Here is a 20,101-nt window from a genome sequence, read left to right as displayed (position 1 = left end):
GACGCGGGTATTCGGCATCGTGTGAGGCATGACGATCACGACAGGAGTCGACACCCGCGGTGCCGATAAGCTCCCCACCAAGAAACTCGGCAACCTCGGCGAGGACATCGCCGCCGATATCCTCGCGCGTTCGGGCTACGAAATTCTCGAACGGAACTTTCGCACGCGCCACGGCGAAATCGATATCGTCGCCCTCGATGGTGACACCCTCGTGTTTGTCGAAGTCAAAACGCGGCGAAGCCTCGTGATGGGCTCTGCCGTGGGTGCGGTCGATACGCGCAAAGTGCGCAAGCTTCGCACGATGATCGGCGCCTACTTCCTCGAGCGAAGCCCCCGGCATTCCCAGGTGCGACTCGATGCTTTCGGTGTGTTCGTGATGCCCGGAGGGTTCGTCGAGGTCACACATCTCAAGGCGGTCGGAGCATGAGCGTCGCGCGCGTACTGGGCATGAGCCTGTGGGGGCTTGAAGGGCGCATTGTCGAGGTCGAATGCGAAATTAGTCGGGGGCTTCCCGCTTTTGTGATCGTGGGACTTCCCGATTCCTCGACCCTCCAGGCGCGCGAGCGCGTCAAGAGCGCGTGTGCCAATGCCGGCCACGCCGTGGGGGAGAAGAAGGTCACCGTGAATCTCTCGCCGGCGTGGATGAAAAAGAGTGGCTCGGGATTCGACCTGCCGATAGCCGTCGCGACCCTCGCCGCGAAGGGTGTGCTCCCGCCGGGAAACCTCGAGAGCACATTGTTCGTCGCCGAGCTTGCCCTGGACGGGAGCCTCCGGCCGGTTCCAGGGATTTTGCCCGCCGCGCTCGCGGCGGAAAAGAGTGGGGTGCGGCGCGTCGTCGTGGCCGCGGCCAATGCTGAAGAAGCGCAGCTTGTGCCCGGTATTGAGGTTCGATCGTCGCGGCACCTAGGGGAGGTCATCGTGGGCTTCGGCGGTAAAGCCGAATGGTCGCGGCGCGCGCTCTTTGATGTGCTGGAACGCGAGGAGAGGGATGAGGGTGAGGATCCGGACACCGAGCGCGAACGCCTCGACTTCCTCGATGTCAAGGGGCAAAAACGCGGGCGCGAGGCGGCAGAGGTTGCCGCGGCAGGCGGGCATCACATGCTCCTACTCGGGCCGCCCGGTGCGGGCAAAAGCATGATCGCCTCACGTCTGCCCAGCATCCTCCCTCCACTCGAGGCCCAACGCGCCCTCGAATTAAGCGCGCTTTCCTCGATCGCGGGAGATTTCGATGCTACACGCGGCCTCGTGCGCGAGGCGCCGTTCATCGCGCCGCATCACACGTCAAGCGTCGCCTCCATCATTGGCGGCGGCAGTAATCTCGCAAGCCCCGGGGCGGTCTCGCGCGCCCACGGGGGAGTGCTGTTCCTCGACGAAGCGCCCGAATTTGCGCCGAAAGTTCTCGAGTCGCTCCGGGAAGTGCTTGAAACGGGAGAGGTGTCTCTTCATCGCACGCGTGGAGTCGCCACCTACCCAGCCGCGTTCCAGTTGGTGCTTGCGGCGAACCCCTGCCCGTGTGGAAACGCCGATGCGCGCGGCGACCGATGCCGCTGCACGTCCATGCAGCGCCGCCGTTACATGGCGAGGCTCTCGGGCCCAATTGTTGACCGCCTCGACCTTCGCCTGAAGCTTGCGCCCGTACGCACGCTCAGCGGCGCATCGCGCGAGGAATCGAGTGCCGATATCCGCGAGAGAGTATGCGCGGCCCGAGAGGCGCAAAATCGGCGCCTCGACGGCAGCGGTTACGTCGTGAATGCCCAGCTGAGTGGCCGTTTTCTCGACCAAGAGATGCCGCTTGAGCGGAGCGATGAGGCAATCTTGGTGCGCGCCGTTGAACGAGGGCGTCTCACGATGAGGGGCCGCGATCGCGTGCGACGAGTCGCGTGGACTCTCGCCGACCTTGCCGGCGCTGCTCGGCCCACGAGCGCGCATGTTGCTTCGGCCCTCGAGCTTCGAGGGGAGGATGCCGCATGAGCACTGGGCACGTCGGAGAGCATCGCGTAGGGGCACCACCAGGGTATTTTTGGCAGCCGAGCGCAGTTCCCGCGGATGGTGCGGAGGCTGAGGCCGATCGTCGTGCAAGAGCGGTGTGGAGCGCCCTCGCCGAATCCACCGATGCGGCCGCTCGATATTTGTGGCTTGCGCGAGGTCCGGTGGAGGCCCTGAGCCTCGCACTCGAGGGGACGATACGCGAAATCGCCAATGTACTAGAGGAAGCGGCAGCCGATCCGGAGGCCGAGAGGCTCCACGTGACGGCCGCTCACGAATCAATGAGGATCCGCAACGCGCGCCAGGCTGCCGAGCGCGCGAAGGCAGCGTGGTCCGAACGTGCGGGAGAAGCACGAAATGTCCTCGAACGGTCAAGGGAAAGCGGCATCTCGCTTGTGCGCCCAGGTGAGGTTGGCTGGGTCTCGGGGCTCACTAAGCTTGGAATTAACGCCCCCTTTGCGCTGTGGCACGCGGGAAGCCGTGGCGGGTTGGAGGAGCGGAAGGCTGTTGCGCTCGTGGGGTCGCGCGGCGCGACTCGATACGGGACGAGCGTCGCCTACGATTTCGCAGCGGCGCTCGCGGAGCACGGAGTACGCGTGGTTTCCGGCGGCGCGCTCGGGATCGATGCCGCGGCACATTCGGGAGCGCTCGCCGCACGAAGCGTGCACGAAGGAGGTGGCGGCACCGCCGCTTTCCTCGCGGGTGGGCTCGACGATTACTACCCGCGGGCAAACGCCGCGCTCCTTACGCGAGTTCGGGGTGAGGGAGGGCTCTTTTCCGAAGCCCCCATTGGAGCGCGGCCTACGAGGTGGCGGTTTCTTTCGCGTAATCGCCTCATCGCGGCGGCAAGTGAGGCCACGGTCGTGGTCGAGGCGGCGTGGCGCTCGGGTGCGCTTTCTACCGCAGCGCACGCCGATGCTCTCTCGCTTCCCGTAGGCGCCGTCCCTGGGCCCGTCACTTCGGCAGAAAGCAGCGGGTGCCATCGCCTCATTGCCGAACGAGGGGCACAGCTGCTCTCACGGGTCGAGGACATCGAACTCATGATTTCCGGAGCATCCGGGGTCGCGGGATCCGTCGGAGCCGAAAACCCCGCCGATGCTAGCGGCGCGCTGCCGCTTGATGTCGAGCTTCTCGGCCCCCTCGACCGGCTCGTCTTTGATGGGATCCCGCGTTTTTCCGCGATCGGGGTGCGGGAGCTTGCCACGCAATGCGCGCTTGACCGTGACCAGGTGCGCTCGAGTCTCGCGCGCATCGAGCTTCTCGGGCTCGCGGAGGTTTCGGGTCACAGCGTGCGCCGCTTGGAAGCGAAGAGCACCTAGATGTACTGATCGGGAACGTTCGTTAATCGCGTGAAGGGTGGCTGGTTGCCGCAGGCGGTGTGGGATCTGTGGTGGTTGTAGTAGTGCAGCCAGCCCTCGAGCTCACCGCGGCGCTCGGCTTCAGAGGTGTAGCAGCGGGCGTAGGCCCAGCCGTCGGCCAGGGTGCGGTGGAATCTCTCGATCTTCCCGTTGGTCTGCGGCCGATAGGGCCTGGTGCGCTTGTGCTTGATCCCGAGCTCATGGCAGGTGTCTCGCCACAGGTGTGAGCGGTAGGCGCCTCCATTGTCGGACAACACCCTCTCGACGGTGACGCCACGCTGGTTGAACCACTCGACAGCCCGGACCAGCACGGCAGTGGCGGTGAGGGCGGTTTCGTCGTCATGGATCTCGGCATAGGCGACACGGGAGTGGTCATCGATGACGGTGTGGACGTACGCCTTTCCCATCAACGGGTCCCGCCACTTGTTGCGAGGCTTGTCCGGGGTGGCAGCGCGGTTGCGGTCGCCTTGTTGTCGGCCGACGTAGCGCCAGCCCCCGCCGTCAGGGATGTTGCCGAGCTTCTTCACATCGACGTGCAGCATCGCCCCGGGATGGTCGTGCTCGTAACAGCGAACGGGCTCTCCCGTGGCGCGGTCGACATGGGAAAGCCGGTTCAGGTGCGCGTCGACCAGGATCCGATGGACCGTCGACGGGGCGATCCCGAGCCGGCACGCGAGCTGGACCGGTCCTTCGCGCAGGCGCAGGCGGAGCTGGATGCAACGCCTGGTCGTGGCTTGGCTGGTCTTGTTCGGCGACCGGTGGGGCCGTGAGGAGCGGTCCTGCATGGACTGGCCGGTGCGGTAGCGGTCGGTCCAGCGCTTCACGGTGGGCCAGGAGACCTGGAATCGGGCTGCGACTTCGCTGACCGGCCAGCCCTGGTCGACCACGAGCCGGGCGACGATCAGTCGGTGGCGGGGTGTGAGGGCAGCGTTGGGGTGGCTCATCGCGGGTTCTTCCTCGACCTGCGGGAGCGGGTGAAAGTGACCAAGACCAGGACGGCTGCTCCGACCCACCAAAGTCCTGCTGCGGCTCCGGTTCTCACGAGCAGCGGCGTTCCGCTCCACCATCCGGCTGCCCAGCCTCCGAGGGCCACGCCGAGGCTGGTTCCTGTCTGTCGGAGGGCGTTGTTGAGCCCGCTGGCCACTCCTGGGCGGCCAGGCCAGGCGGACAGGCTTTCGCCCACGATGGCGGAGGTCATCAACCCGAGGCCGACCCCGATGCCCAGCAGCCCTGGGGCGAGACCCATGGTTCCCGGCAGCCGGCCCAGCGTCGCGAGTCCCACGGCGCCGACGGCGAATCCCAGGGCAGCGACGCGGCGTCGGCCGAGGCGGACGACAGCCCTCCCCGAGAGGGGGCCGAGCACGACGAATGGCGCTGTGGCGAGCAACAGCAGCAGTCCAGTCGGCCCAGCACCCATCCCGAGCCCGGACTGCAAGTGGACCGTGACGACCTGGAGAGTGCCGTTCGCGCCCGAGGTCATCATCGCTGCCGCGATCACGGACCCGACCAGCGCACGCTTGGCCATCTCGCCTCGACCAGCGGCGGCGGGCGGGCCGGCGTGCAGGACCGCAGGGCGAGCCGCATGCAGCTGGCGCCCGGTCCCCCACGCGGCGAAGAGGCCGAGGGGCACATTGATCCAGAACACGGCCCGCCATGACAGCGCGGCGACGAGTAGACCGCCCACGGCGGGTCCCAGCGCGGTCGCCACGGCGCTGATGCTCGACCAGGCCCCCAAGGCCTTGGCTCGCTCACCGGGCTCGGGCCATGCCTGGCTCAGGGCGGCCAACCCGGCCGGCAGCATCACGGCAGCAGCCAACCCCTGACCCCAGCGGGCCGTCAGGACCACGAGCCATGTCCCGGCCAGCCCTCCGAGCAACGACGCGGCGGTGAACACGGTGATGCCGACCAGCAGGGCGCGACGTGGCCCGATGCGGTCGACCAACCACCCGGCGGGCAGCAGCGCGAGGGCGAGGGGCACGGTGTAGGCATCCACGACCTGGGCCCAGCGCGCCACGGGCACATGGAAGGTGCGGCCGACCGTAGGCATCGCCACGTTCATGGCCAACACATCCAGCAGCACCAGGAACATGGGGATGCACAACACTACGAGCAGGAATGTCCCGCCGTTGCGGCGGGCACCACCCCGGTGTGAGGCGGGGGCATCAGGAGAGAGGTTCATGTCTACCACGATGAGGTATGGACGCTTCGGTGGCGGTCGAAGTGTGACGGGGTGAGAATGGGTGCCATGGACCCACAGCCAGACATCGCCTCGGTGGCCGCGCACTTCGCCGATCGGTCACGCGCCGCGATGATGCTCGAACTGCTCGACGGCAACGCCCGCCCCGTGACGCGCCTGGCCCAGGTGGCAGGGGTGCGCACCTCCACCGCCAGCGAACACCTGTCCCGCCTGGCGGGGGCAGGACTGCTCGTCGTCGAGCCCGAGGGACGGGTGCGTCGCTACCGGCTCGCAGGCCCCCACGTCGCGGTGGTCCTGGAGTCGTTGATCCCTCTGGCGTCCACCCCTGGCGTCACGGGGCTACGCCAGGCCAGCCAGTGGGACCGGTTGCGGGTGGCGCGCAGCTGCTACGACCACCTGGCCGGCAGTCTGGGCACCGACATCCTGGCGGGCCTGGTCGAGGTCGAGACACTGCGCCGCACCGACGGCATCCAGGGCACCGTTCGGGGTCCGCTCGATGCCATCGCCGGCCCGACGGCCACCGGCTACGTGCTGGGTCCCCACGCTGCCCAGCACTTCGCCCGGATCGGTATTGACCTCGCCGTGGTGCAGGCTGGGCGTCGTCCCCTGCTGAAGGTGTGTACGGACTGGACCGAGCAACGCCACCACCTCGCTGGAGGACTCGGAGCCGCGCTCATGCGCGCCCTCATCGACCGAGGGTGGATCGAACGCCGCCCCGGACGGCGCGACCTCCTAATCCACAAACCAGAGGACATTCAAGACTGGCTCACCACTGCCTGACTCGATCAACATCTCCGGTCAGTACACCTAGAACGGCGGCGGTGCGACCTTTCTTACGCAAGCGACGTTGAGAAGATACTTAGGCTGCCTATATAGTGAGGCTATGCAAAAAGGGGATTTCGAAGGGCGTGAAGCCGGCGCTGCGAGCGATGATTCGCTCGACGAACTAGCGAATACCCTCGTGGCAAACGGGCTTCGCTTCAGCCGTGCCGCAGGGCGTAGCGCAGGAGGAAGCCGTTCGCTCATTTCGGTGCGCGTTCTCGCAAACCTTCGGCATGGAGGTCCTCTTCGCGTGGGCGAACTCGCCGCACGCGAGTCGGTTTCGCAACCGACGATGACGGGGATTGTCAATCGCCTGGCGGCCGATGACCTCGTCGAACGGCGCTCGGACGCGAGCGATGCTCGTGCAAGCGTCATCGCACTCACGAACGCAGGCATGGCCGAACTTGAGCGCTCTCGCGCTGCCTCGGCCGAATCCGTACGCCCCGCGCTCGACGCGCTCGAAGCGGAAGATCTCCGCACCCTTGAACGCGCGGCGGTGCTTCTTGGCGACCTCGCCGAGATTCTCGCACGCCGCGACCGCTAATCACCATTCTCCCCGTGCGCATCCACGCGCCCGAAAATCGTCAGATTGGAGTTTTATTCGAATGTCCGTTGCTGCCCCCGAGCACGCTCGCGTACACGACCAAGGTGCTCACGCGCCGCAAGCGCCGAAGCCCGAGAAGGCCCCCTCAATCCTGCATCAGCCCGTGGCCGTGTGGGCGATCGCCTTCGCCTGCATGGTCTCCTTTATGGGGATCGGCCTTGTGGACCCGATCCTTCCGGCGATTAGCCGCGAGCTCCACGCGAGTCCCTCGCAAACGATGCTGCTCTTCACGAGCTACCTGATTGTCACCTCGATTGCGATGTTCTTCAGCGGGTTCATCTCGAGCAGGCTTGGGGTGAAACGCACCCTGATCACGGGCCTCGTCCTCATCGTGCTGTTCGCGGCACTCGCGGGAACAGCGGGAAGCGTTGACGCGATCATCGGATTCCGCGCCGGATGGGGGCTCGGTAACGCCCTGTTCATTTCAACCGCACTCGCGGCGATCGTGGGTGCCGCTTCGGGTGGATCGGGCCAAGCGATCATCCTGTACGAGGCCGCGCTCGGTGTGGGGATGGCCGTGGGGCCGCTCGCCGGTGGTGCCCTTGGGTCGATCTCGTGGCGCATGCCATTTTTCGGCACAGCCGCACTCATGGCGATCGGCCTGATCGCCATCATCGTCCTTTTGCCGAAGCCCGCCGCCCAGCCCACCAAGGCCTCGCTCGGCGCGGGCTTTGCGGCGCTGAGCCGCCCACCCCTCTTGCTTCTGAGCGCCGCCGCGCTGTGCTACAACTTCGGCTTCTTCACGCTTCTTGCATACTCGCCCTACCCGCTCGAGGCTGCTGCGCATTCGGCCGGAATTGAGTTTGGCGCGCATGAGCTCGGGCTTGTGTTCTTCGGGTGGGGCCTTGCCCTCGCCCTCACCTCGGTTCTCGCTGCTCCTCGCCTCACGAGGCGCTTCGGGCTCATTCCGGTGTTGACGGCGACTCTCGCGCTCCTCGCGGCGTGCCTCGTGACCATGGCGCTCGGCGCGGATCGCCTTCCCCTTCTCGTTACTGCCGTCGTTGTGGCGGGCCTGTTCCTCGGTATTCTCAACACCGCCCTCACCGAGGCGATCATGGAAGCCACCGATCTCCCGCGCAGCATTGCAAGCTCAACCTACTCGGGCGTGCGTTTCCTCGGTGGTGCGATTGCCCCGGCGGTTTCGGGTTCGATTGCGGATGCGCTCGGTGCCGGCGGCCCCTACTGGTTCGCGGCAGTGGCGATCCTCATGTCGATAGTGATCCTCGTGAGCGGCCACAAGCTCCTCACACGAGTGACAACGCCACACATCACTCAGCAAGAAGAGGCCTCGGCCATCACTGCTGGCGACGAGTTTTAAGGCGCTCACTCGTGCCTTAATCTGGAACTGCCCCCCTCACGACGACACACCTCCGCCCCTGGCTCCTTGCGAGTCCATAGCGGAGGTGTTTCGTCGTGAGAGCGAGCGCCTCAGCGCAGAATGCTCTTTTCACCCACCAATTTCGTCCATGCGTGTCCGAAGCCAAGGTGATCGGCGGCGTTGACGGCGAAAAGCAGCAGTACAACAACGACTACAAGAATGCGGAGGATGCCAGCGATCGGGCCGGTCCAGCTTGCAGCGCGTGACGAGGAAGTAGATGTGGTGCTCATGGCGACCCCTTAACGTGAATCAATATGTTCATGCTTAACGCACGGCCGTCTAGGTGGATGAAAATCGGACTAAGGGCCTAGAGGTCTTGAAGCGGTTGGCGGGGGCGTTCGAGGCTTCAACGGGGCGCGTGCCACACTGGAGCTATGACCCCCACACGTGAATCGCAGGCGCCCCGATCCGGGCGCGCGCTCCTCATCGCCGAAGGCGATGCAGAAGTTCTTGAACGCTACGAGCGGCATCTTCGTTTTGAGCGCGCGCGCAGCGAACACACGATTCGGGGCTACCTTTCCGACGCGGTTTCTCTACTCGAATTTACGTTCCAAGAGAGCGCGGAGAGTGAGAAGCGAGGGGCGCGAGACCTGACAATCCAGGACCTGCGCGCGTGGCTCGCGGCAAGGGCCGAGGCCGGCCACAGCCCCACGACCCTGGCGCGCGGAGCCGCGGCCGCGCGCACGTTCACGGCGTGGTTGCGTGAAGCGGGCCTCGTGGAGCTTGATCCCGGCAGGCGCTTGCGGGCCCCCAAGCGTGGGCGCACCCTCCCGCACGTCATCAGTGCCGCTCAGGCGCGTGACATCCTCGAGGAAGCGGAGAGTGCTGCGCACGAGAAGGCCGTTGGACCACAAAGTTCGCCCGAGGTCGATCCCATGCGCGTGCGCGATGCGGCCATCTTGGAGGTGCTCTATTCCTCCGGCTTGCGAGTCTCGGAGCTGTGCGCGCTCAATCGTGCGAGCGTGGATCGCCAGAATCGCACGCTGCGCGTGATCGGCAAGGGGAACAAGGAGCGGGTTGTGCCGCTCGGGGTGCCCGCGCTCAACGCCATTGATCGCTGGGAGAGTATCGCGAGGTCGAGCTTTGTGCGTGATGAACACGAGGCGCTCTTCCTAGGCGTGCGCGGAGGTCGCATCAACGATCGCGCGGTGAGGACTGTCGTCGACCGAGCCGCCCGAGAGGGAGGCCTTGAAGGGCACATCTCTCCGCATACGTGGCGACACAGTGCCGCGACGCACCTCATGGAGGGCGGTGCGGATCTGCGTAGTGTTCAGGATTTGTTGGGGCACTCCTCGCTCCAGACGACGCAGATCTACACGCACGTATCTGCCGAGCGCCTCAAGGAGGCCGTCAAGCAAGCGCATCCCCGAGCCTAAGGGGGTGCGCGACGTTGGGCGACGTCACTTCGCGGTGGAGCGCGGGAAACGGCCAGCTCCCCTCGAAGGTGTGGAGCTGGCGCGGAGATAGACGTGGGGTGCGGTGGTGTGCGGCGCTACGCGACTGGCAGAAGAACGCTTGGTCCACGCCCCTCGAGAAGCGGTAGTGGGTCCAGGTAGTCCTTCCCTCGTTTGGCGCCGAGGTGTACGCATCCGGCCGCACAGTGGGCGTGCTCCGACGGGTGCTCGATAACCCCGATTAGCTGCCCTTTTCTCACGGCATCTCCTTTGGAGACCGAGGCGAGAACCGGCTCGTAGGTCGAAGTGAGCCCGTTGCCGTGGAGGATCGCGATCACGGGTTTGCCCGCGACCTTCCCCGCGAAAGTCACAGTGCCGCTCTCCACGGCCCGAACCTCGAGGGCGCCACCGGCGATGTCGAGGCCGCGGTGCCCCGGCCCGTATCGATGCGCGGGTGCTTCGAAGAAGCGCACCACCTCGTGGGCGGGGCCCACGGGCCAGGCCCAAATGTCCTCGTGGGCGCTCGAGTCAAGCAGCGGTGGTGGCTCCGGTGAAGCGAGCGCCTCGAGGGCCAAGGCTGCGCGGTGAGCACGATTGATCATCGCGCTCACGCGCTCCTGCGGGAAGTCCTCTTCACCCGCGCCGTGAGCGGGCGCGAACGCGAGGGCGCCCGCGCCGATGAGGAGCATGAGAATCACGAGAACGCGGGTGCCGAATCTGATGGAGATATGCATGCCTCAAGCACACCGTGCTCTCGTGCGGGTGCCAAGGGGGAGTGCTCATGCTGTGGAAACGCGAGGGGTGTGCAGTGTGAGGCGCGGACTCGCTCACACGTCCCTCAAGATTCGTGCGGGAGTCAGGTTCGCTGTATTAGAGTTGCCGTAGCACTCGCATGCGCGGGTGACTTCGCGCGCCCACTCACGCGCGCGTGCCATCGTTCCACAACTCTCCCGTGAGGGAAGTGGCGGCACAAACGCAGGGCGCTAGGGCGAGCCGGCAACCGTCGGCCCGTAATAAACGAGAACAGGCTTTGCGCAACAACCCCACCAAACCCACGCCGCACGTGCGTGAGCGAGGCGGGCGAGCCCAGAGCCCAGAAAGGTAGTTACGACCATGGCAGTTGTGACACTCCGCCAGCTCCTCGAGAGCGGCGTCCACTTTGGTCACCAGACCCGCCGTTGGAACCCGAAGATGAAGCGTTTCATCCTCACTGAGCGCAACGGCATCTACATCATCGACCTTCAGCAGTCGCTTACCTACATCGATCAGGCTTACGACTTCGTCAAGGAGACCGTTGCCCACGGTGGCACGATCCTCTTCGTTGGCACGAAGAAGCAGGCTCAGGAGTCGATCCAGGAGCAGGCCACCCGCGTGGGCATGCCCTACGTGAACCAGCGCTGGCTCGGCGGCATGCTGACCAACCTTCAGACCGTCTCCGGCCGCGTTGATCGCCTCAAGGAGCTCGAGCAGATCGACTTCGAGGACGTTGCCGGCTCGCAGTGGACCAAGAAGGAACTTCTCATGATGCGCCGTGAGAAGGAAAAGCTCGAAAAGACCCTCGGCGGCATCCGTGACATGAGCAAGGCCCCCTCGGCCGTGTGGATCGTGGACACCAAGAAGGAACACCTCGCCGTTGACGAGGCCACCAAGCTCGGTATCCCGATCGTCGCGATCCTCGACACGAACGCTGACCCGGACGAGGTTCAGTACCCCATCCCGGGCAACGATGACGCGATCCGCGCCGTGACCCTCCTGACCCGCGTGGTGGCTGATGCCGCCGCCGCTGGTCTCCAGGAGCGCCACGCGAAGCAGACCCAGGGCGAGAAGAACGTTTCGGCTGTTGACGCCGAGCCGCTCGCCGAGTGGGAACAGGAACTGCTCAAGCAGTCCGAGGTCCAGCAGCAGGAGGCCGATAAGGCCGAAGGTGCCACCGAGGCCAAGGCCGAGGAAAGCGCCGAGACCCCCGCTGCCGAGGACAAGGCTGCCGAAGCAGCCTCCGAAGAAGCCTGATTTTTCGACTATCACTGTTCGCTCCCACAACCATTTAGAGGAGACAGATAATGGCTAACTACACGGCAGCAGACATCAAGGACATTCGCGAGAAGACCGGCGCGGGCATGCTCGACGTCAAGAAGGCTCTCGACGAGGCAAACGGCGACCACGAGAAGGCCGTCGAAATCATCCGCGTCAAGGGCCTCAAGGGCATCGCCAAGCGCGAGGGTCGCGCCGCATCGGAGGGCCTCGTCGCCGCCGATGTGCGCGACGTCGAGGGCGGCCAGCTCGGCACGCTCGTGGAGATCAACTCGGAGACCGACTTCGTGGCGAAGAACGCCAAGTTCATCGCTCTCGGTGACGAGGCCGTTGCGGCCGCCGTCGAGTCGGGTGCCTCGACCCCCGAGGAGCTCGCTGAGACCTCCTTCGGTGAGGCTCTCACCAACGCTGGTGCGACCATGGGCGAGAAGATCCTCGTTCGTCGAATCGGCCGCGTCCAGGGTGAGGCCGTGACCAACTACATGCACCGCACCAACAAGGACCTCCCGCCCCAGGTTGGCGTGCTCGTCGCCACCGACAAGGCCGGTGCCGAGGTTGCACGCGACGTGGCGATGCACATCGCTGCGTACTCGCCCCTCTACCTCACCCGCGAGGATGTTCCCGCGGATGTCGTGGAGAACGAGCGCCGCATTGCCGAGGACACCGCGAAGAACGAGGGCAAGCCTGAGAAGGCTCTCCCGAAGATCGTTGAGGGCCGTATGAACGGCTTCTTCAAGGAAAACGTTCTTCTCGACCAGCCCTTCGCGAAGGATCCGAAGCAGAGCGTTGGCAAGGTTGTTGAGGCCGCTGGTGGCAAGGTCACCGGTTTCGTGCGCTTCCGCGTGGGCAACTGATTTTTCCGACGCTTGCCATAGCGTCAACGCGAGGGCTCACACCGATCGGTGTGGGCCCTCGCTTCTTTTTGGTCTTGTCACACGGGGACCTTCCCCACAGCGGCGAACGATGCGCGGCCGGTAGACTGAGACCCCGAGAACCCGCTCTCGGAAGGAATGTTGATGAGTACCGATCCCGATCCCATCACGTCGTCGATTCCCACGATTGAACCGAAAGAGGGGACGCGCCGCGTGCTCCTTAAGCTTTCGGGCGAAGCTTTCGGTGGGGGCCGTGTGGGCGTTGATCCCGATGTGGTCTCGAGAATTGCGCAAGAAATTTCCGAGGGGGTTGCCTCGGGCGTCGAGTGTGCGATTGTGGTGGGCGGAGGCAACTTCTTCCGCGGCGCTGAGTTGAGCCAGCGAGGCATGGATCGCCGTCGCGCTGACTACATGGGCATGCTCGGCACCGTCATGAACTGTCTCGCGCTCCAGGACTTCCTCGAGCAGGCGGGCACCTCCACGCGCGTGCAGACTGCCATCACGATGGGGCAAGTCGCCGAACCGTATCTCCCACTTCGCGCCGTGCGCCATCTCGAAAAGGGGCGCGTGGTGATCTTTGGTGCTGGCGCCGGTATGCCGTACTTCTCGACCGACACGGTCGCCGTGCAGCGTGCCCTCGAAATTGGTTGCCACGAGGTGCTCATGGCGAAGAACGGCGTGGACGGCGTGTACACGGCGGATCCGAAGAAGGATCCAAGCGCCACGAAGCTCGAGCATCTGACGTACAAGGATGCGCTGCGCGAGGGACTGCGCGTTGTCGACTCGACGGCCTTCAGCCTGTGTATGGACAACAAGCAGCAGATGATGGTCTTCGGTCTCGAGCCTTCGGGCAATATCACGAAGGCTATGCGCGGTGACCGTATCGGCACCGTGGTGACGGGCGACTAAGATACCCTTACCAGGCGAGACGTTTAATAAATCGGAAGGAACCGAGAGACATGAGCGAGGACACCGCAAGCATCCTCAAGGAAGCCGAAAAGAAGATGGCGAAGTCGGTCGAGGTCACGAAGGAAGAGTTCACCGCGATCCGCACGGGCCGCGCGAGTGCCGCGATGTTCCAGGGCATCACCGCCGACTATTACGGGACCCCCACGCCGCTCAACCAGCTTGCGGCGTTCCAGTTCCCTGAAGCCCGCACCGTGATCGTCACGCCGTACGACAAGGGCGCGATGGCAGAGATTGAGGAGTCGCTTCGCGAATCTGATCTCGGCGTGAACCCTACGAACAACGGCGACAACCTGCGCATCGTGCTTCCTGCCCTCACCGAGGAGCGCCGTAAGGACTACACGAAGCTCGCGAAGACCAAGGCCGAGGATGGCCGTATTGCGATCCGCGGTTCGCGCGGCCACGCGAAGAAGGCGATCGAGAAGCTCGTGAAGGACAAGGAGATCGGCGAAGACGAAGGCACCCGCGCCGAGAAGGAGCTCGAGGTTCTCACGAAGAAGTACACCGAGCAGGTGGATGTTGCCCTCGAAGCGAAGGAAGAAGAGCTGCTCACCGTTTGAGCGGCCTTTGCTCCGTTATTCGTGAACACACGTCACGGTCGTCGACGCGCCGTGCCTAGCAATGTGCCGGGCGCGGCCGTTGCCGTATCTGAAAGTGCTTCACCGGAGGTGCCCCTCGCGCCTTCCGCAACCCTCGTGAGCGAGGAGCGGCTCGTCGCGGAGGTTTCTGAACGGCCCGCTCCGACCCACTCCCGAACATCGCGCGCGGGGCGGGATCTGCCTGCCGCGATCGCCGTAGGCCTCGCCCTCGTGGCCGTGTTATTCGGGTGCCTGTACGTGCTCCCGATCCTGTTCACACCCGTCGTGGCGATCGCCGTCGTGATCGCCACTCTCGAAGTGGCGAATGCTCTTGAAGGGGCACGCTTGCGTGTCCCCGCCATCCCGCTCCTTGTCGCGAGTGTGGGCGTTGTCGTCTCGGCGTGGCAGTACGGGGCCTCGGGCCTTCTTGTGTCGACGATCGTGGGCGCGCTCGTCCTCATTGTGTGGCGCACAACCGAGGCGACGGGGCTTATGGCGCTGCGCGATACGGTTGCGGGAATTTTCGCGCTTTTGTGGGTGCCGTTCATGGCCAGTTTCACGATCCTGCTTATGGCGCAGCCGAATGGGGCGAACAAGGTGATGTTTGCCCTCGTTGTGCCGATCATGAACGATACCTGCGGCTACGCGGTAGGCGTGCTCTTTGGCAAGCATCCGATGGCGCCGAGTATTAGCCCGAAGAAGTCGTGGGAGGGCTTTGTGGGCTCCCTCGCGGGCGGCATCGCCGCCGCAGGCCTCATTGGTCACATGTGGCTGCCTGAGATTGGTGTGTGGTGGGCGCTCGCGTTCGGCGCCGTCATGGTCGTGGTTTCGACCATCGGCGATCTGAGTGAGTCCCTCTTGAAGCGCGACCTTCGCCTCAAAGATATGGGGCAACTGCTTCCGGGGCACGGCGGCATGATGGATCGCCTCGATTCCATGCTTCTCACTGCCCCGACCCTGTTTATTCTTCTCGCGATTGTGGAGGCCATCAGTGGTTGAGAAACCCACCCCGAAACTTGATGTGGCGAAGGACCTTTCGCGCGAGGTGGTCAAGGGCGAGCCCGTTCGGCTCGCTCCGGGCCAGCTTCAGCTGCGTCCTTCGCGTCGTGGCAAGCCACCCGCACACCTCGCGGACCTGACTCTTGACGAGCGGGTGGAGGCGGTCAAGGACATGGGGCTTTCGGCCTTCCGCGCGAAGCAGCTCTCGACGCACTATTTCGAGCACTTCACGACTGATCCCGACGACATGACGGACCTTCCGAAGGGCGATAGGGCGGCACTCGTTGAACGATTCTTCCCGACTCTTCTCACGAAGGTGTCGCAGCAAAGTGCCGATCAGGGGATGACCCAGAAGTTCCTGTGGCGTCTCTTCGACGGTTCGCTTGTGGAGTCTGTGCTGATGCGCTACTCGAATCGTGTGACGCTGTGCATTTCGTCGGAGGCCGGCTGCGGCATGAACTGCCCGTTCTGTGCGACCGGCCAAATGGGTCTCACGAGGAATCTTTCAGCTGCGGAAATCCTCGAGCAGGTGCGCATCGCGAACCTGCTTCTTTCGCGCGGCGAGCTCCCCGGTGGCGAGGGGCGCGTGTCCAACATCGTGTTTATGGGCATGGGGGAGCCGCTCGCGAACTACCGCGCCGTGGCAACGACGTGCCAGCGTCTTAACGCCCCCACCCCCGAAGGCTTTGGGATGGGAGCGCGCCACATCACCGTGTCGACCGTCGGCCTCGCACCCGCCGTGCGCAAGCTCGTGAAGGAGGAGATTCCGGTGACGCTCGCGGTCTCTCTCCACGCACCGGATGACGAACTGCGTAATGAGCTCGTGCCGATCAATCAGCGCTTCGATGTTGACGACATTCTCGATGCGGCGTGGGAGTACTTCGAGGCGACGGGGCGACGCGTTTCGATCGAGTACGCGCTTATTCGCGACATCAACGACCAAGCAGAACGCGCGGAGCTTCTCGCGAAGCGTCTCATCGCGCGCGGCGGCGCTCACTGGGTGCACGTCAACCCCATCCCGCTTAACCCTGTCAAGGGTTCGAAGTGGACGGCGTCTGATCCGTGGGTCGAGCGCACGTTCGTGGAAACTCTGCGCGAGCATGGGATTTCGGCAACGATCCGCGATACGCGCGGAAGCGATATTGACGGTGCGTGCGGACAGCTTGCGGCGACCGTGGTGGAGACCGATGCGCGCCGTGAGGACCGTGAGGCTCGCGTCGCGAGGGTTGAGGAGATCGCGCGCGGCACCGGCGCGTGATTTTGGGTTCCGACGCTTGCCCGCCTTTCGCGTGTCCAGGCACTACAGTGGTGGAGGGGCGGTCTACCACTCGCCCCGGATGTGTCGCGTGAGCATCCCCGTTGAGGGAGGGAGCAAGTAGATGAGTACCGCTTTTCAGCGTGCCGGGCGTTTCACCTTTGGCTACAACGTTGAGGAAGTCGATGATTTCCTGCGTCGTGCGCGTGCCGCGTACGAGGGGCGCGATGGTTCTTTCCAGCCGGCCGATGTCATCACGGCAAAGTTCTCGACCGTGCGCGGCGGCTATGACATGCTCGCCGTCGACGAGGCTCTCGACCGCCTTTCGGATGCCTTCGCCCTCCAGTACCGTGATGAAGCGATCGAGCGCGATGGTGAAGAAGCGTGGATCGCTGCCCTCACCGAACGTGCGGAGGTTCTCCAGGAGCGTCTCTCGCGCCCTGCAGGTGAGCGTTTCCGTCCCGCGGGTCAGGGCGAGCGCGCCTACGACCGCGAGGACGTCGATCACCTGTGCGACCAGCTCCATGCATATTTCACCGATGGCTTCGCGATGAGCGTGGATGATGTGCGCCGGGCGGCGTTCCGCACTCGCAAAGGCGCCGATGGTTACCAGGAGGCCGTCGTTGACGTCTACCTCGATCACGTTGCTGACGTGATGGCGTCCGTTCCGTGATGATTCTTTTGTATGTGCTCGGCATCTGTTTGATGGTTGCCGGGCTCGGGCTCTCGATCGCCCTCCACGAGATCGGGCACCTTGTTCCAGCGAAGCGCTTCGGCGTGCGTGTCACCCAGTACATGATCGGGTTTGGCCCCACTCTTTTTTCGCGTGTGAAGGGCGAGACCGAGTACGGGATCAAGGCGATCCCACTCGGTGGCTACATTCGAATGATCGGAATGTTTCCACCGCACAAGGGCGAGGATCCGAACGTGATCCGCGAGGATTCCACGGGCTTTTTCCAACAGATGAGCGAGGAAGCGAAGGAGTGGGACTCGAGCCAGTACTCGGCTGAGGACCGTCACCGCACTTTCGTCGCTTTGAGCGTGCCGAAGAAGCTCGTCGTGATGCTTGGCGGGCCCACGATGAACCTCCTTATTTCGATCGTTCTCACGGCGATCGTGCTGAGCGGCTTTGGGCTGCCAAACGTGACGGCGAAGGTCGCTGCCGTCTCGCAGTGTGTCGTGCCCGCGACCGCGCCCGTGGATGCGTCGTGCGAAGGTATGCCCGAAGCACCTGCCTTCGCCGCGGGGATCAAACCCGGGGACGTGATCACCTCGGTCGACGGGACTCGAGTCTCTGACTTTCACGAGATGAGCACGGTGATTCGGCAACACCCTGGCGACGAAGTCGACATCGCCCTCGTACGCGACGGTAAAGCGATGACCGTGACGGCAACTCCAGTCGCGAACACGGTCGTGGCGCGCGATGACTCGGGTAAGCCGGTGAAGAAGGCCGACGGTACCTACGCCACGGTCGAGGCCGGATTCCTTGGCGTGACCGGCACGCAAGAACTCACGCCGAGGCCACTTACCGAGGTCCCAGGAGCCGTATGGGAGCAGTTCACGGGCACCGCGAAGGTCGTCGTGACGTTGCCCGTGCGCGTATGGGACATCGGCAAGGCTGTCTTCAGTAGCGAAGAACGCGACCAAAACGGCCCCATGGGCGTTGTGGGAGTGAGCAGGCTCGCGGGAGAGATCGTCTCTCATGACTCGCCGAGCTTCTCGCTCAAGGAGAAAGCCTGGACATTCCTCTCGATGCTCGGCTCGCTCAACATGGCCCTTTTCGTGTTCAACCTCGTGCCGCTCATGCCGCTCGATGGCGGCCATGTTGCCTCCGCACTCTACGAGGCGGCCCGCCGGCGCCTTGCGAAGCTACGCGGCAAGCCTGATCCCGGTCCAGTTGATGCTTCGCGCATGCTGCCCGTCACGAACGTGATCGCAATAGCCTTTATCCTCATGAGCGTGCTGCTGATCTATGCCGATATCGTGAAGCCGGTGACCCTGTTCCGGTGAGTCCACTTTCCACCCTTTGGCGGAGGCGCCCCGCGGATCTCCATCCCCTTGACGGGGAATGGCTCAGCCCCGCGCGTGAAGCAATGCAGCGCGAAGCGCACGTGAGCACTCTCGCCTCGGCGCGGTTTGAGGAACTCGTGGCCGTTGGCCGCAGCGGCTCCGAGTTCACGGTTCTCGCGCACGGCACACACCTCAGAGGAATCCTTTGGCACGGTGTGAGCGCGAGCGTTCTCGCCCCCGAGTCGTTCGACGCCATCGACCGCCTTGCTCGGCACGCACTCGCACTTTCCACGCGCTACTCCTCGATCGTGGCAGAGCGCAGTATCGCCATGCACATGTGGCAGGTGATGCGCGAGGGGATGCCCCGCGAGCGCGAGGTACGAGGCCACCAGCCGCTGCTCGAATATTCTGCCGGGCAAACGTCGGAACCCACCCCCACCACGGTGGTGGCCGCCAAGCCACGTGACCTGCCCCGCGTGTTCCCCGCCTCCGTGGCAATGTTTCGTGAGGAGGTGGGAACGGATCCGTGTCGCGGCGATGGCGGCCGGGGGTATCGCGCGCGTGTGGAGCATTTGCTTCACGAAGGGCGAACCTACATTGCGTGCGACGGGGAGCGGGTCGTGTTCAAGGCTGACCTTGGCGCGCTCTTTGGTGGTGTCGCGCAAGTTCACGGTGTGTGGATCGATCCCGCCTATCGCGGTAGGGGGCTCGCCGCACCGTTCATGAGGGAGACAGCCGAGCTCATTCGTCGCGATCATGCTCCGCGCGTGACGCTCTACGTGAACTCGTTTAATACGCGGGCGAGGCGAGCGTACGAGCGCGCGGGCTTCATTCCGATAGGGGAACTCGCGACGGTTCTTTACTAGGCGTTGTCGCGGGTGGGCAGTGAGGGGCCCTCGATCTGGTCGCGCACGATCCCCATTTGTTCGTCGAGGCTTGCGGCGGTGGCGGCGATCTGAACGAGCTTTGCGCGCATCTCGGCGGGCAACTCACCCTTGTATTTGTACTTGAGTTCGTGTTCGGCGCTCGCCCAAAAGTCCATGGCGATCGTGCGGATTTGCACCTCAATCGGTACATCGATCGTGCGGGTCGACAGGAACACGGGAACCTCGAGAATGAGGTGGAGGGAACGGTAGCCGCTTGGCTTGACGTTCGCGATGTAGTCCTTCTCCTCGAGAAGGGTGATGTCGGGTTGCGAAGCAAGCGCGTGGGCCACGAGGTAGCAATCCTGCACATAGCTGCAGGTAATGCGCGCCCCACCGATATCGCGGATGCGGTGGCGAATCTCCTCGAGATCGGGCGGGCACCCGGTGCGAGCGAGTTTGCCGAGCAGCGAATCCATGGACTTGACGCGCGTTTTCACGTGCTCGATGGGGTTGTGTGGGGTCGTGACATCCCACTCGCCCGAGAGAATTTCGATCTTCGTGAGGATTTCCTTCAGGCCGAACTCGTAGGGCATGAGGAATCCCTCGAGTTTCTCGCGAACGATGTGCATGAGCCGGTCGGCATCGCCTTCGATCTCCTCGCGCAGCGTTTCTCCCTCGCCGATGAGGGCCCGCAAATACGCGATTGAGGGCGACGGTGCGATACCCGAAAGCGTGAGCGGCTCAGACATTTCGACCTTCCCGTGGTGATGAGTGACACTCCACGA

The 20,101-nt window shown here is 64.5% G+C and carries 21 protein-coding genes; 16 read left to right on the top strand and 5 right to left on the bottom strand.

Annotated features, from left to right (window positions below; all coding sequences use genetic code 11):
* Positions 1–28: 28 nt before the first annotated feature.
* From NBW56_RS03785 to NBW56_RS03775, 3 genes are read left to right on the top strand one after another with little or no spacing between them, the layout of a single operon-like run.
* Complete coding sequence (locus NBW56_RS03785) at positions 29–427, top strand: YraN family protein (RefSeq protein WP_074298108.1); 399 nt, start codon at positions 29–31, stop codon at positions 425–427.
* Positions 424–1,971: a YifB family Mg chelatase-like AAA ATPase gene (locus NBW56_RS03780; protein ID WP_250258026.1), complete on the top strand. Its 1,548-nt coding sequence runs from the start codon at positions 424–426 to the stop codon at positions 1,969–1,971. Before NBW56_RS03785 ends, NBW56_RS03780 begins: the two co-directional genes overlap by 4 nt.
* Positions 1,968–3,305 (top strand): DNA-processing protein DprA, encoded by a 1,338-nt coding sequence (locus tag NBW56_RS03775; RefSeq protein WP_250258025.1) that lies wholly within the window; start codon positions 1,968–1,970, stop codon positions 3,303–3,305. The genes NBW56_RS03780 and NBW56_RS03775 overlap by 4 nt, the downstream gene beginning before the upstream one ends.
* On the opposite strand, the gene NBW56_RS03770 is transcribed toward NBW56_RS03775, so the two are convergent.
* Together NBW56_RS03770 and NBW56_RS03765 are read right to left on the bottom strand one after the other, a co-directional pair.
* Positions 3,302–4,288, bottom strand: coding sequence for an IS481 family transposase (locus tag NBW56_RS03770; protein WP_250258024.1), 987 nt, complete (start codon positions 4,286–4,288; stop codon positions 3,302–3,304). The genes NBW56_RS03775 and NBW56_RS03770 overlap by 4 nt on opposite strands.
* Positions 4,285–5,523, bottom strand: coding sequence for an MFS transporter (locus tag NBW56_RS03765; protein ID WP_250258023.1), 1,239 nt, complete (start codon positions 5,521–5,523; stop codon positions 4,285–4,287). The genes NBW56_RS03770 and NBW56_RS03765 overlap by 4 nt, the downstream gene beginning before the upstream one ends.
* A 66-nt stretch (positions 5,524–5,589) precedes the next feature.
* Between NBW56_RS03765 and NBW56_RS03760 the strand changes: the two genes are divergently transcribed.
* The 3 genes from NBW56_RS03760 to NBW56_RS03750 all read left to right on the top strand — a co-directional run bounded on the left by NBW56_RS03760 (position 5,590) and on the right by NBW56_RS03750 (position 8,285).
* A complete protein-coding gene (locus NBW56_RS03760; protein WP_082991038.1) occupies positions 5,590–6,321 on the top strand; it encodes an ArsR/SmtB family transcription factor in 732 nt (243 codons plus the stop codon).
* 103 nt (positions 6,322–6,424) lie between these two features.
* Positions 6,425–6,907, top strand: a complete 483-nt coding sequence (locus NBW56_RS03755) for a MarR family winged helix-turn-helix transcriptional regulator (RefSeq protein WP_250258022.1) — start codon at positions 6,425–6,427, stop codon at positions 6,905–6,907.
* 61 nt (positions 6,908–6,968) lie between these two features.
* A complete protein-coding gene (locus tag NBW56_RS03750) occupies positions 6,969–8,285 on the top strand; it encodes an MFS transporter (protein ID WP_250258021.1) in 1,317 nt (438 codons plus the stop codon).
* A 110-nt stretch (positions 8,286–8,395) separates the two neighbouring features.
* Here the strand turns inward: NBW56_RS03750 and NBW56_RS03745 are convergent, their stop codons facing one another.
* On the bottom strand, positions 8,396–8,575 hold the full coding sequence (locus NBW56_RS03745; protein WP_250258020.1) for a hypothetical protein: 180 nt from the start codon (positions 8,573–8,575) through the stop codon (positions 8,396–8,398).
* A gap of 144 nt (positions 8,576–8,719) precedes the next feature.
* Between NBW56_RS03745 and NBW56_RS03740 the strand changes: the two genes are divergently transcribed.
* Positions 8,720–9,721 carry a tyrosine recombinase XerC gene (locus tag NBW56_RS03740; protein ID WP_250258019.1) on the top strand — a complete coding sequence of 334 codons (1,002 nt, stop codon included), beginning with the start codon at positions 8,720–8,722 and terminating at the stop codon, positions 9,719–9,721.
* A gap of 116 nt (positions 9,722–9,837) precedes the next feature.
* Here the strand turns inward: NBW56_RS03740 and NBW56_RS03735 are convergent, their stop codons facing one another.
* Positions 9,838–10,473: a M23 family metallopeptidase gene (locus NBW56_RS03735; protein WP_250258018.1), complete on the bottom strand. Its 636-nt coding sequence runs from the start codon at positions 10,471–10,473 to the stop codon at positions 9,838–9,840.
* A gap of 379 nt (positions 10,474–10,852) precedes the next feature.
* Between NBW56_RS03735 and rpsB the strand changes: the two genes are divergently transcribed.
* The 9 genes from rpsB to NBW56_RS03690 all read left to right on the top strand — a co-directional run bounded on the left by rpsB (position 10,853) and on the right by NBW56_RS03690 (position 19,316).
* Positions 10,853–11,749: a 30S ribosomal protein S2 gene (rpsB, locus tag NBW56_RS03730; RefSeq protein ID WP_074298098.1), complete on the top strand. Its 897-nt coding sequence runs from the start codon at positions 10,853–10,855 to the stop codon at positions 11,747–11,749.
* 50 nt (positions 11,750–11,799) lie between these two features.
* Positions 11,800–12,624 (top strand): translation elongation factor Ts, encoded by an 825-nt coding sequence (gene tsf / locus NBW56_RS03725; protein ID WP_250258017.1) that lies wholly within the window; start codon positions 11,800–11,802, stop codon positions 12,622–12,624.
* Positions 12,625–12,786: 162 nt separating this feature from the next.
* On the top strand, positions 12,787–13,551 hold the full coding sequence (gene pyrH / locus NBW56_RS03720; RefSeq protein WP_239379361.1) for a UMP kinase: 765 nt from the start codon (positions 12,787–12,789) through the stop codon (positions 13,549–13,551).
* A gap of 50 nt (positions 13,552–13,601) precedes the next feature.
* Positions 13,602–14,168 (top strand): ribosome recycling factor, encoded by a 567-nt coding sequence (frr, locus tag NBW56_RS03715; protein WP_065248247.1) that lies wholly within the window; start codon positions 13,602–13,604, stop codon positions 14,166–14,168.
* A gap of 21 nt (positions 14,169–14,189) precedes the next feature.
* Complete coding sequence (locus NBW56_RS03710) at positions 14,190–15,185, top strand: phosphatidate cytidylyltransferase (protein WP_236886234.1); 996 nt, start codon at positions 14,190–14,192, stop codon at positions 15,183–15,185.
* Complete coding sequence (gene rlmN / locus NBW56_RS03705) at positions 15,178–16,443, top strand: dual-specificity RNA methyltransferase RlmN (protein ID WP_074298094.1); 1,266 nt, start codon at positions 15,178–15,180, stop codon at positions 16,441–16,443. Before NBW56_RS03710 ends, rlmN begins: the two co-directional genes overlap by 8 nt.
* A 121-nt stretch (positions 16,444–16,564) precedes the next feature.
* A complete protein-coding gene (locus tag NBW56_RS03700; RefSeq protein WP_250258016.1) occupies positions 16,565–17,113 on the top strand; it encodes a DivIVA domain-containing protein in 549 nt (182 codons plus the stop codon).
* Complete coding sequence (locus NBW56_RS03695) at positions 17,113–18,450, top strand: M50 family metallopeptidase (RefSeq protein WP_250258530.1); 1,338 nt, start codon at positions 17,113–17,115, stop codon at positions 18,448–18,450. The genes NBW56_RS03700 and NBW56_RS03695 overlap by 1 nt, the downstream gene beginning before the upstream one ends.
* Positions 18,447–19,316, top strand: a complete 870-nt coding sequence (locus tag NBW56_RS03690; protein WP_250258015.1) for a GNAT family N-acetyltransferase — start codon at positions 18,447–18,449, stop codon at positions 19,314–19,316. The genes NBW56_RS03695 and NBW56_RS03690 overlap by 4 nt, the downstream gene beginning before the upstream one ends.
* On the opposite strand, the gene NBW56_RS03685 is transcribed toward NBW56_RS03690, so the two are convergent.
* Positions 19,313–20,065 (bottom strand): GTP pyrophosphokinase, encoded by a 753-nt coding sequence (locus tag NBW56_RS03685; protein WP_250258014.1) that lies wholly within the window; start codon positions 20,063–20,065, stop codon positions 19,313–19,315. The genes NBW56_RS03690 and NBW56_RS03685 overlap by 4 nt on opposite strands.
* Positions 20,066–20,101: the final 36 nt, after the last annotated feature.

Source organism: Dermabacter sp. Marseille-Q3180 (assembly GCF_940792985.1).
Classification (GTDB): domain Bacteria; phylum Actinomycetota; class Actinomycetes; order Actinomycetales; family Dermabacteraceae; genus Dermabacter; species Dermabacter vaginalis.
This window is presented reverse-complemented; position numbering and strand designations above follow the sequence as displayed.

Excerpts from the sequence above, each read along its gene's own strand:
- NBW56_RS03785 (WP_074298108.1), top strand. The coding sequence starts at position 29 with ATGACGATCACGACAGGAGTCGACACCCGCGGTGCCGATAAGCTCCCC.
- NBW56_RS03780 (WP_250258026.1), top strand. The coding sequence starts at position 424 with ATGAGCGTCGCGCGCGTACTGGGCATGAGCCTGTGGGGGCTTGAAGGG.
- NBW56_RS03775 (WP_250258025.1), top strand. The coding sequence starts at position 1,968 with ATGAGCACTGGGCACGTCGGAGAGCATCGCGTAGGGGCACCACCAGGG.
- NBW56_RS03770 (WP_250258024.1), bottom strand. The coding sequence starts at position 4,288 with ATGAGCCACCCCAACGCTGCCCTCACACCCCGCCACCGACTGATCGTC.
- NBW56_RS03765 (WP_250258023.1), bottom strand. The coding sequence starts at position 5,523 with ATGAACCTCTCTCCTGATGCCCCCGCCTCACACCGGGGTGGTGCCCGC.
- NBW56_RS03760 (WP_082991038.1), top strand. The coding sequence starts at position 5,590 with ATGGACCCACAGCCAGACATCGCCTCGGTGGCCGCGCACTTCGCCGAT.
- NBW56_RS03755 (WP_250258022.1), top strand. The coding sequence starts at position 6,425 with ATGCAAAAAGGGGATTTCGAAGGGCGTGAAGCCGGCGCTGCGAGCGAT.
- NBW56_RS03750 (WP_250258021.1), top strand. The coding sequence starts at position 6,969 with ATGTCCGTTGCTGCCCCCGAGCACGCTCGCGTACACGACCAAGGTGCT.
- NBW56_RS03745 (WP_250258020.1), bottom strand. The coding sequence starts at position 8,575 with ATGAGCACCACATCTACTTCCTCGTCACGCGCTGCAAGCTGGACCGGC.
- NBW56_RS03740 (WP_250258019.1), top strand. The coding sequence starts at position 8,720 with ATGACCCCCACACGTGAATCGCAGGCGCCCCGATCCGGGCGCGCGCTC.
- NBW56_RS03735 (WP_250258018.1), bottom strand. The coding sequence starts at position 10,473 with ATGCATATCTCCATCAGATTCGGCACCCGCGTTCTCGTGATTCTCATG.
- rpsB (WP_074298098.1), top strand. The coding sequence starts at position 10,853 with ATGGCAGTTGTGACACTCCGCCAGCTCCTCGAGAGCGGCGTCCACTTT.
- tsf (WP_250258017.1), top strand. The coding sequence starts at position 11,800 with ATGGCTAACTACACGGCAGCAGACATCAAGGACATTCGCGAGAAGACC.
- pyrH (WP_239379361.1), top strand. The coding sequence starts at position 12,787 with ATGAGTACCGATCCCGATCCCATCACGTCGTCGATTCCCACGATTGAA.
- frr (WP_065248247.1), top strand. The coding sequence starts at position 13,602 with ATGAGCGAGGACACCGCAAGCATCCTCAAGGAAGCCGAAAAGAAGATG.
- NBW56_RS03700 (WP_250258016.1), top strand. The coding sequence starts at position 16,565 with ATGAGTACCGCTTTTCAGCGTGCCGGGCGTTTCACCTTTGGCTACAAC.
- NBW56_RS03695 (WP_250258530.1), top strand. The coding sequence starts at position 17,113 with ATGATTCTTTTGTATGTGCTCGGCATCTGTTTGATGGTTGCCGGGCTC.
- NBW56_RS03685 (WP_250258014.1), bottom strand. The coding sequence starts at position 20,065 with ATGTCTGAGCCGCTCACGCTTTCGGGTATCGCACCGTCGCCCTCAATC.